The organism is Rhodococcus sp. HM1 (assembly GCF_023218075.1).
Lineage (GTDB): Bacteria > Actinomycetota > Actinomycetes > Mycobacteriales > Mycobacteriaceae > Rhodococcus.
The window spans coordinates 1-8968 of record NZ_JALPTB010000124.1; the positions used below are offsets into that span (position 1 = coordinate 1).

Consider the following 8968-nt stretch of genomic DNA (forward strand, 5'->3'; position numbering starts at 1 on the left):
GGGTCGGCGGGCGGGGGGCTGTCCCGCGCGGGGGGCGAGGAACACCACGGTGACGGCGAGCAGCGGCACGGCGCACAGGTAGAAGCGCAGGAACGGGAACGTGAGGCCGCGGAAGTAGGCCAGGGTCGCGAATCCGAGCACCGCGAGCAGGATCACCGCCGCGAGCGGTTCGGGGTCGCGGCGGCGCCCGGCGAGCACCGCCACCACCGGAAGCAGCAGCACCAGCGCCGGTGCCAGCCCGATGATTTCGGCAACGGAGAAGGCCAGGGCCGCCGCTCCCCCGTCCGATCCGCCGCCGGATTGGTCGAGGATGGCCGCGTTGCCGTATTGCGAGGAGAACTGTTGCAGGGCCTGACCGGTGATGAGCCAGCTGGTGGCCGCCCACACGGCGAAGGCCAGGGCAGTCGGCAGCGCGACGACGATCCCGTCGAGCAGCGCCGCGCGCGGGTCGCCGCGACGGAACCACACCACCGCCACGACGAGGGCGGTGGCGGCGGCGGCCGCGGCCAGGGCGTCGTAGCGGGCCAGATAGGCCAGGGCGAGTGCGAGACCGGCGAACACGAGGTCGTGCACGTCGTCGGTGGTGAACCAGCGGATCAGTCGCCGCAGTGCCCAGCACAGCAGCATCAGGAACGGTGCTTCGCTCATGCCGTTGGCGCCGTAGTACAGGATCATCGGGTGGAGGGCGAAGGTCGCGGTCACGGCCCAGCGCAGCCAGGTGGGGCAGCCGCGGTCGGCGGCGATGCCGTGGATCTGGACGACGGCGCCGGCCATGAACGGCGCCGACATCAGCACCCCGGACAGGCCCCATCGGGTGATCTGCGGCCACCATTCGGAGAGCGCGACGACGGGGAGCTGCGCCAGGGCGGTGAGCGGGGTGAAGACGAATCCGATCGCCGCGAGGTGCGGGTCGCGGCTGAACAGTACTGCGCGGGTGGCGGAGACCCGGCTCAGGGCGTCGCCCTGCAGGTACTGGACGTCCACGGCGAGCCACGTCCCGATCACCAGGTAGAGGATGGTGGCCGCCCAGAACAGGCGGGTTCCGGTGTGTTTCACGACGACAACCCGTGGAAGGTCTTCTCCCAGTAGGAGGGGTCCTTGACGAGCTGGTAGGTGCCCTTGATCGCGGCGACGGACATCAGCAGCCAGTACAGCGGCACCGTCAGGCACGAGACCCACAGGCGGGCGTTTCCGGTCTCCCGGCAGGCCACGAGGTTCATGTAGAGCACGGCGAAGTTGCCGAACAGCAGCGAGACGAGGGCCGGGAAGTACACGTACCAGGGGAAGATCTGCTGGACGATGCCGGGTTGCCCGAGCAGCCAGCTCGCCGTGATCATCCAGAAGATCATGTTCAGGCAGGCGACGATCGGGGTGCCGGCGAGCAGGGCGGTGAAGCGCAGCATGCCGACGGTGCCGATGCCGCGCCACAGGGCGATCGGGTCGCGCATGTGCACCAGCCAGGTCTGCAGGTATCCCTTGTACCAGCGGGAGCGTTGGCGGATCCAGTTGATCGGGTCGGGGTTGGCTTCCTCGAGGGTCGTCGAGTCGAGGACTGCCGTGCGCAGCCCGGAGGCGGCGATGCGCACTCCGAGATCGGCGTCCTCGGTGACGTTGAACGGGTCCCACGCGCCGATCTCGTCGAGGACGGACCGGCGGATGTGGTTGGAGGTGCCGCCGAGCGGGATCGGGGACCGCGAGCGCATCAGCCCGGGCAGGATGAACGAGAACCACAGGGCGTAGTCGGCGGTGAACCACGCGGTGAGCATGTTCTGGGATCCGTTGTGGAAGGCGAGTTTGGCCTGGACGCAGGCGACGTCGTCGTCGAGGCGGGCGAAGGCGACGGCGACGCGCCGCAGTTGCAGCGGGTCGGGGCGGTCCTCGGCGTCGAAGATGGTGACGATCTCGCCGGTGGCGAAGTGCAGTCCGTAGTTGCACGCTTTCGGTTTGGTGCGGGGGTCGGCGGCGGGGACCTTCAGGATCTCGATGCTGTCCCCCATGCCGGCGGCTTCCGCGGCGTCGATCGTAACGGTGTCGTCCTCTTCGAGGAGCAGCAGCACCTGCAGTTTGTCGGCGGGATAGACGAGCGAGGACATCGCGGCGATGAGGTCGCCGACGACTTCGGGTTCGTTGTAGGCGGGCACGAGCACCGTGTAGGTGGGCAGGTCGGCTTGGGTGACCGCGAGGGCTTCGTCGTCGGTGACGGTCATGATGGCGTCGCGGGCGAGGCCGCGGGAGAGCAGCAGCAGCCGGTCGGCCATGGTGGCGATGTAGCCGAGGGTGCACAGGGCGGTCGCCGCGATCAGTGCCGGGACCGGCCACACGAGCACCGCGACGAGGCCGACGACCAACGCCGTCAGGGCGGTGCGTTTCTGCCACGGCACGAACGGGACGGCCGCCGACGCCGCGGGATTGTTCTCCCGCAGCCCGTTGACGGCGTCGTGCAGTGCGGCGCTGCGGAATTCGGCGGTCACCATTGTGCGGCCACGAGTTCTCGGCCCAGTGCGGTCAGCAGGTCCACGTCCTTGTCCTCGGATTCGGTGTCGGTGAGGGCATGGCCGCCGCGGAGGAACACGGTCAGCAGGCGGCCCAGGTTGGATGCCATGTTCGGTTCGGCCGCGGGAAAGACGGCGTCGTGTTCGTGGTTGTCGACGGTCAGGAGCGTGACCCGCTGGGCCGTGTCGCCGCGGGTCCAGGTGAACGACAGCAGGCTCCAGGTGAGCAGCAGGTCGTCGTCGGCGACGGTGAAGTACTGAGCCTCGACGCCGTGGCCGAGGTCGACGAACCGTTTGGGTCCGACCCGCGCGCGGCTCAGGTCGAAGCTCGTTTCGACCGGGTTCACCTGGAACAGTGCCGGGTTCGCGGCGGTGAGCGTCTGCACGGCCACGGACCGGGGTCGGGACAGTTCGTCCCAGCGGGGGTCGGGTTCGGTGGCGCGCAGCATCTGCCGGTGCAGGGTGGCGGTGCGCCCGTAGAAGCGGCGCTGCCAGTCGTAGTCGACGATCGCGGTCTCGTACCAGCCGGCGGGCACCACGAGGACCGGTTCGCCGGGCGAGGCGGGGCCCGGCACCAGCGGGCTGCCGGTCCGGCCCGGCAGGGGCAGCACCGCGATGCCGAGCGCGAGCGGAATCACCAGGGCGAGTGCGCCCGCGGCGTCGCGGGGCGTCACTGGGCACGTTCGGGCCTTCCGCGACTCGTCCGGGGTGACGGCCAGGAACACCGCGCCGACGGCGGCGGCAGCGAAGACGGTCGGGACGATCTGGACGACGTCGACCCGGGCTCCGGGCCACAGGGTGAGGTGGACGGCGGCGGCGGTCCATCCGACCAGCACCGTGGCGGCTGCGGCGGCGAGTCCGCGGCGAGGGGTGCGCCCGCAGGCGATGCCGATACACACCGCCGCGAGGACCGTCACGGTGGCGCCGGACGCGAACCGGGATCCGCCGGCCCCGGCGACGACGAGACGCAGGATCAACGGGGAGGTGAACAACAGCACCAGCCACACCGGCCAGTACCGGCTGGTGCCGCGCAGGCCGAACAGCACGACGCAGCCGCCGAGGACGAACAGCCACATCGCCAGCACGTCCAGGTGCATGATCACGTACTGCTCGCGGTAGCGGGGGGTGAGCAGTGCGCGCACCGCCAAGGCGACGACGAGGACGGCGACCCCCACGATCCGGTCGGTCTGGCGGTCGTGGATGGGGAGTTCGTCGCGGCGCCGCCGGGTCAGTCCCCACGCGGCGAATGCGGCGAACACCGGGATGACGAGGACGAATCCGCTGCCGGCGCCGGCCTGGGCCTCGTCGATGATGCGCAGGACGGTGCGGTGGAAGGCCAGGATCGTCGCGAGGAGCAGGATCGCCCAGCGGGCCGGGACTCCCAGCGTCGCGGCACGCTGCGTCCCGGGCCGGCGGTGGCGGGGTGGCGCTGTGGTCACGGTCGCGGCGACCGGTGACCGCGGCAGGCGAACGCCACGATTCCGCCGACGAGCAGACCGGCGGCGGCGAGGACGCCTCCGATCGTGAGCATCCGGCCGACGATGCCGAGGTCGTCGGATGCGGTGTCCGCGGCGGTCGCTGTGGTCGCGGCGGTGAGCACCATCGGTTCCTGTCCCGGGGCGGTGAAGACGACGTCCCCGGTGAGCGTGGCCCAGCGGCCCGGTTCGGCGCGCAGCCAGGACAGGGTGCGGTCCAGTTCCGCCGCGGGCGTGGTCGCGGAGGCGACGAGCACGGTGCGGCCGCTGTCCTCGAGTACCTGCAGGGACGCGAAGCGCACGTCGCTCGGGAACGTGACGGTGCCGGTCCGGCCGGTGTCGTCGGTGACGGTCAGGGCGCGTCCGCCGGTCAGCGTCAGGGGCAGGTTCAGGCCGGTCGGCACCGTGTCCGGGCTGACGATGATCGCGGGCTTGTCGCCGGTGACCGCGGCGTCGACGCTCACCCATTCGGGGATCAGCGGCGCGCCGCTCAGTGCCTGCAGGTCCGCGAGGATGCCGACGGCGCGGGCGGTGTCGGCGAGGCTCGCGGTCGCGGTGGCGACCTGCACGTCCGGCAGCAGGCTGTGCGGGAGCGCCGCGAAATCCACCCCGGCGCCGGCGGGGGCGGTGATCACACGGCTCGTGCCGTCGAACCGGATGGTCACCGGCTGTTCGAGACCGCACTGGGTGGTGCCACCGGAGGTCTGCAGCGACACCGTTACGGGTGTGACGCGGGAGAGCAGGGCGTCGGGGACGGAGACGGTGCGATCGATCCGGCCGGTGTCGTCGGCGGGCCACGAGTCGACAACCCGGTCGCCCACCGACACTGTGACGATGCCGGTGCGCACGGAGGTCGTCGGGGTGTAGACGCCGCTCAGTTCGAGCCGGAGGTCGTGCACGCGCCGGCCGATGCGGCTCTGGTCGACTCCGAACTCGACGGTGGCGACCCCGACCGCGGTGGCGGAGGGCGCGCCGATGCCGAGTTCGTCGAAGGCCAGGTCGGTGGTCGCCAACTGCGGGACGACCGCGGTGCCGCCGAGCGTCGCCGTCTCCTGCACGGCGAGGACGGACAGGTCGCTGCGCAGGCCGCGTACCTGGTCGGCCAGACCGGCCGCCGACCCGGTCAGTTCGAGGGTCGGCGTCGTCTGCGCCGGCAGCACGCGTGCCTGCGCGGTCGCATCGTTCTGGTGGATGACGATCCGGCGAGTGAAGGCACCGGCGTCGTCGGTGGCGGCCGGGGGTGCGGGCAGCACGACGAATTCCGGTTCCCGTCCGGAATAGCGGGATCCGATCGCGGTGGTCAGCGAGGCGGCCGCGGCGGATTCGGCGGCGGTGGGCTGTTCCGGCAGGTACAGCTCTATCCGTTCGAGGATCGGGGGCAGGAATTCGCCGACGGTCGCGGGGTCTCGGGGCGTCCCGTCGTAGCGGATCCGCGGGTCGAGCAGGGCGAGTGCCCGGCCGGTCCAGTCGGCCGGGCAGGTCTCGCCGATCGGGTACAGCGCGGTGTGCAGGGTCACGGTGGCGGCGCCGTCGCGGACGGGCACGAGGTCCAGCGGGATGGTCAGGGGCGCGGCGACGGCGTCGGCGTCGAGTGGGATGCGTTGCTGGACCACCCCGTCGGACAGCACGTCGATCCGGCCGCGCGCGAGGTCTCCGGGCGGTTGCACGGTCGCGTCGAGCGCGCGGGGGGTCAGCCCGGCCGGTACCGGCAACGTCAGGGTGACGGTGTCGTCGTGCCCGCGGAATCCGATGTGGTCGCCGAATCCGAGGGTGTCGGCGGACACGGTGATCGAGTCCGCCGACCGGTCGGCGTGGGCCACGGCAGGCGACAGCGCCACCAGGATCAGAGCCAGCGGGGGGATGCAACGAATGACACGCACCCACGAAGGGTGCCCGGACCCGGACTTAATTCGCAAATACAACGAAGGGTGCAGTGGGGATGCCTCTGCCTGCCCCCTTCTCGTGATCGGTGTCCGAACTTGTTCGGGCTCAACGGCTTTCGCGAACTCCGGGCGACCTCCCCGAACGCGGCGGCGACGCGGCGGCCGTAGCGACGATCACGCCGAGCAGCCGTCCCGAGCCCACCGCGCCGGGTCCACCCGCCCGGCGGACCCCAAGCCCTCGACAGCGCCCCCGACAGGTTGACCGTCAGGTGCCGCCGCGAGAGGAATCCTCCGCTTCCGATGTCGAGGACTCGCAGCCCGTCGAGGGTCGCATATCCGCGTCCCGGCGGACGCTGCGGAGGTAGTCGTACCGCGCCGGGGTGAGGCTGCCCTGCAGCAGATTGAGCGGGTTGGTCTCGTCCCACCAACCCATCCCGATCCGGTCGTAGAGGTCGTTGTCGATCGGCACGGCGGTCACCGTCCTGCGCTCGAGGTGCCATGACGTCCGCGGTCCCCGTCCGGGACCGTCCCGACCAGGTTGCCGAATCGGACCGCGCCGCGTGGTCGTTGCGTCGATGTCGGGTGGGTGGACCACCCTGGATCCGAGAAATTCTGTTATTTTTCGTGTTCCGTAGGCTTCGAAATTCTTGGAGCCGAACGAATGAATTTTGCAGGCCCACAGCGGGAATGCCGATCGCTCTCGGCCTGTTGTGGATACAAGTTGCAACTCTCGAAATCGGATCGATGGTCGATCCGGCCCGGCCCGCAGTCCGCGGGCCCGGGCCGCACACCGTATCGGTCACGGCCGCCTGCACGGGTCCTCGCCGCGCGAGTCCATGGCCGAGTGCAGATCGGAGTTTCACCGATGAAATCGACACCGCCCACACATTCACGTCGCATTCTTCGCTGGGCCGCCGTAGCCACGATGTCGGCGGCAGTCCCCCTCGGCCTCGTCACAGCGCCCGCTCTCGCCGACGCGGCCCCCCACAGCCGGATCGAGCAGGTGTGGCAGCAGGACTGCGACCACAACGGTCCCTGGCAGTGGCGGCAGGACCGCGGACACCGGGAATGGCGCGACTGCGACCACGACCACGGACTCCGGGATTGGCGGAGCCCGCACGACCACGACGACTGGCGCTGGGACCGCGATCTCGGCGTGGGCCCGGGGGTCCCGCGCTTCGGCAACTTCTGACCGGGCGCCGGCTTGCGCCGCGTGCCCCGAGAGAGTTCGGGGCACGCGGCTACCCCATCGAGGATGGTGATACCGATGCGAGAAGACGGGGACACCTGGGACATCGTGAGCAGCGTGGGCCGCACAGCGCTTGCGGTGGCGACCTTCCGGGCGCTCGAATCCGAACGTCCCGACGCGTTGATCTCCGATCCGTTCGCCCGCTGGTTCGTCGAGGCTGCGAACGATCCTCAGTTCGTCGCCTTGCTGAGTGACCCCTCCGCGCTGGAGAAGCTCCCGTTCTTCTTCCCCCGGTTCATGGGTCTGCGCACGAAGTTCTTCGACGACTTCTTCACGACGGCGACCGCGGACGGGGTGCGGCAGGTGGTCATCGTGGCCGCCGGACTCGACGACCGCGCCTACCGCCTCGCGTGGCCGTCCGGGACGGTCGTGTTCGAGATCGACCAGGCGACGGTGCTCGAGTTCAAGTCCGGCGTGCTCGATTCACAGGGCGCGCAACCGACTTCGGATCGGCGGCCGGTCGCGGTCGATCTCCGCGACGACTGGCCCGCCGCCCTCGCCGAGGCCGGCTTCGTCCGGGAGCACCCGACCGCATGGTCGGCGGAGGGGTTGCTGCCGTATCTGCCGGGGCCCGCGCACGACGCTCTCTTCGAGCGCATCGATGCGTTGTCCACCGCCGGTAGCAGGCTCGCTCTCGACGGATTCGGCACGAGCCACGGTTTCGCGCGGTTCGCCGCCGTGCGGGACAAGTACTTCGGAGGCAAGTCGTTCTTCGGCAACTTCGACGTGCGCCACCTGTTCTACGACGATGCCCGGGTCGATCCGGCGCAATGGCTCGGCGCCCACGCGTGGGACGTGCGGGCGTCGAGCATCGCGGACCTCGTCGCGGCCTACCGCATTCGGATGCCGTCGCTCCCGGACGAGCTGTCGGAGCTGACCAGGACGGAGGCCTATCTGACGGCCACGAAGAACACCGGCTGACCCGTCGGTCTCCCCCGAGGGTCGGCATCGAACACCGGGGGCACTCCCACGGATTCGGTTGATCCATTGGTTCCGTAGCGTCCGGATTCATCCTCGGCCGGCCCCCTCCCGGACCCGCGCGCGGCGGCGGTCAGGGCAGGTCGAGGACGAGGATCCCGGGTTGCTCCAGGCTGCCCAGATACAGCCGCCCGTCGTGTTCGGCGACCCCGGTGACCATGTGGAAGTCGACGTCGTCGGCCTGCAGGTCGTGCAGGATGCGCCCGTCCTCCCCCACGCACAGCACCCAGGTGGTGCGGCCGGGCATGGTCAGCAGCCGGGTCGGCAAGCGCCAGAGCAGTTTCCGCAGCCACGGCGGGGTGGTCCCGAGACGGTCCAGCAGCCGATTCCGGGGCGTGACCATCGCGATCCACAGCCGGCCGCCGCGCGCCCGGGAGACGTTGTCCGGCATGCCCGGCAGGTTGTCGAGCAGAACCTCGGGCACGTGGGGGCCCTCGACCGGGACGCGGGTGAGGCGATATCCGTCGGTCTCGACGAACAGCACCGCGGTCTCGTCCTCGGTGAGGGTGAGGCCGTTCGGGAAGTGCAGGCCGTCGAGCACGACGTGGAGGGTGCCGTCGGGGTCGCGGCGCAGCACCCGGCCACTGCCGCGGTGCTCGAGCACGGCGCCGACGTAGCGGTCGAGATCGTGGCGGGTGCTCGACTGCGTGAACCAGACGGTGCCGTCGCGGGCGGCGGTGGCGTTCGAGCAGAAGCGCAGGGGCTCGCCGCCGACGGAGTCCACGACCGTGGTGAGCACACCGGCCTCGGGGTCGAGCCGGAGCAGGCCCCGGTAGGCGTCGCAGACCAGCACGGTGCCGTCGGCGCAGACCTCGAGGCCGAGCGGCCGGCCACCGGTGGTCGCCAGCGTCTTCACGGCGCCGGTCTCGGGGTCGATGCGCAGGATGCGTC

The 8968-nt window shown here is 70.8% G+C and carries 8 protein-coding genes; 2 read left to right on the top strand and 6 right to left on the bottom strand.

The features are described from left to right. From M1M07_RS31225 to M1M07_RS31245, 5 genes are all read right to left on the bottom strand, one after another. On the bottom strand, positions 1-1056 hold a 1056-nt coding region (locus tag M1M07_RS31225; protein WP_248676637.1), incomplete at its 3' end, for an ABC transporter. Then, positions 1053-2474, bottom strand: coding sequence for a glycosyltransferase (locus M1M07_RS31230; RefSeq protein ID WP_197250853.1), 1422 nt, complete (start codon positions 2472-2474; stop codon positions 1053-1055). The genes M1M07_RS31225 and M1M07_RS31230, both read right to left, overlap by 4 nt. Further along, on the bottom strand, positions 2468-3931 hold the full coding sequence (locus M1M07_RS31235; protein WP_248676638.1) for an archaeosortase/exosortase family protein: 1464 nt from the start codon (positions 3929-3931) through the stop codon (positions 2468-2470). The genes M1M07_RS31230 and M1M07_RS31235 overlap by 7 nt, the downstream gene beginning before the upstream one ends. Next, the gene (locus tag M1M07_RS31240) at positions 3928-5847 is read right to left on the bottom strand and encodes a hypothetical protein (RefSeq protein WP_248676639.1); all 1920 of its coding nucleotides are present in this window, start codon (positions 5845-5847) and stop codon (positions 3928-3930) included. Before M1M07_RS31240 ends, M1M07_RS31235 begins: the two co-directional genes overlap by 4 nt. Positions 5848-6115: 268 nt before the next feature. Continuing rightward, positions 6116-6319: a hypothetical protein gene (locus M1M07_RS31245; protein WP_197254535.1), complete on the bottom strand. Its 204-nt coding sequence runs from the start codon at positions 6317-6319 to the stop codon at positions 6116-6118. A 456-nt stretch (positions 6320-6775) separates the two neighbouring features. Here M1M07_RS31245 and M1M07_RS31250 point away from each other — a divergent pair, with 456 nt between their 5' ends. Further along, positions 6776-7042, top strand: a complete 267-nt coding sequence (locus M1M07_RS31250) for a hypothetical protein (protein WP_197254536.1) — start codon at positions 6776-6778, stop codon at positions 7040-7042. Positions 7043-7117: 75 nt separating this feature from the next. Next, on the top strand, positions 7118-8020 hold the full coding sequence (locus M1M07_RS31255) for an SAM-dependent methyltransferase (RefSeq protein WP_197254537.1): 903 nt from the start codon (positions 7118-7120) through the stop codon (positions 8018-8020). A gap of 130 nt (positions 8021-8150) precedes the next feature. Here the strand turns inward: M1M07_RS31255 and M1M07_RS31260 are convergent. Then, the coding region (locus M1M07_RS31260) for an SMP-30/gluconolactonase/LRE family protein (RefSeq protein WP_308200888.1) at positions 8151-8968 on the bottom strand (818 nt) is incomplete at its 5' end.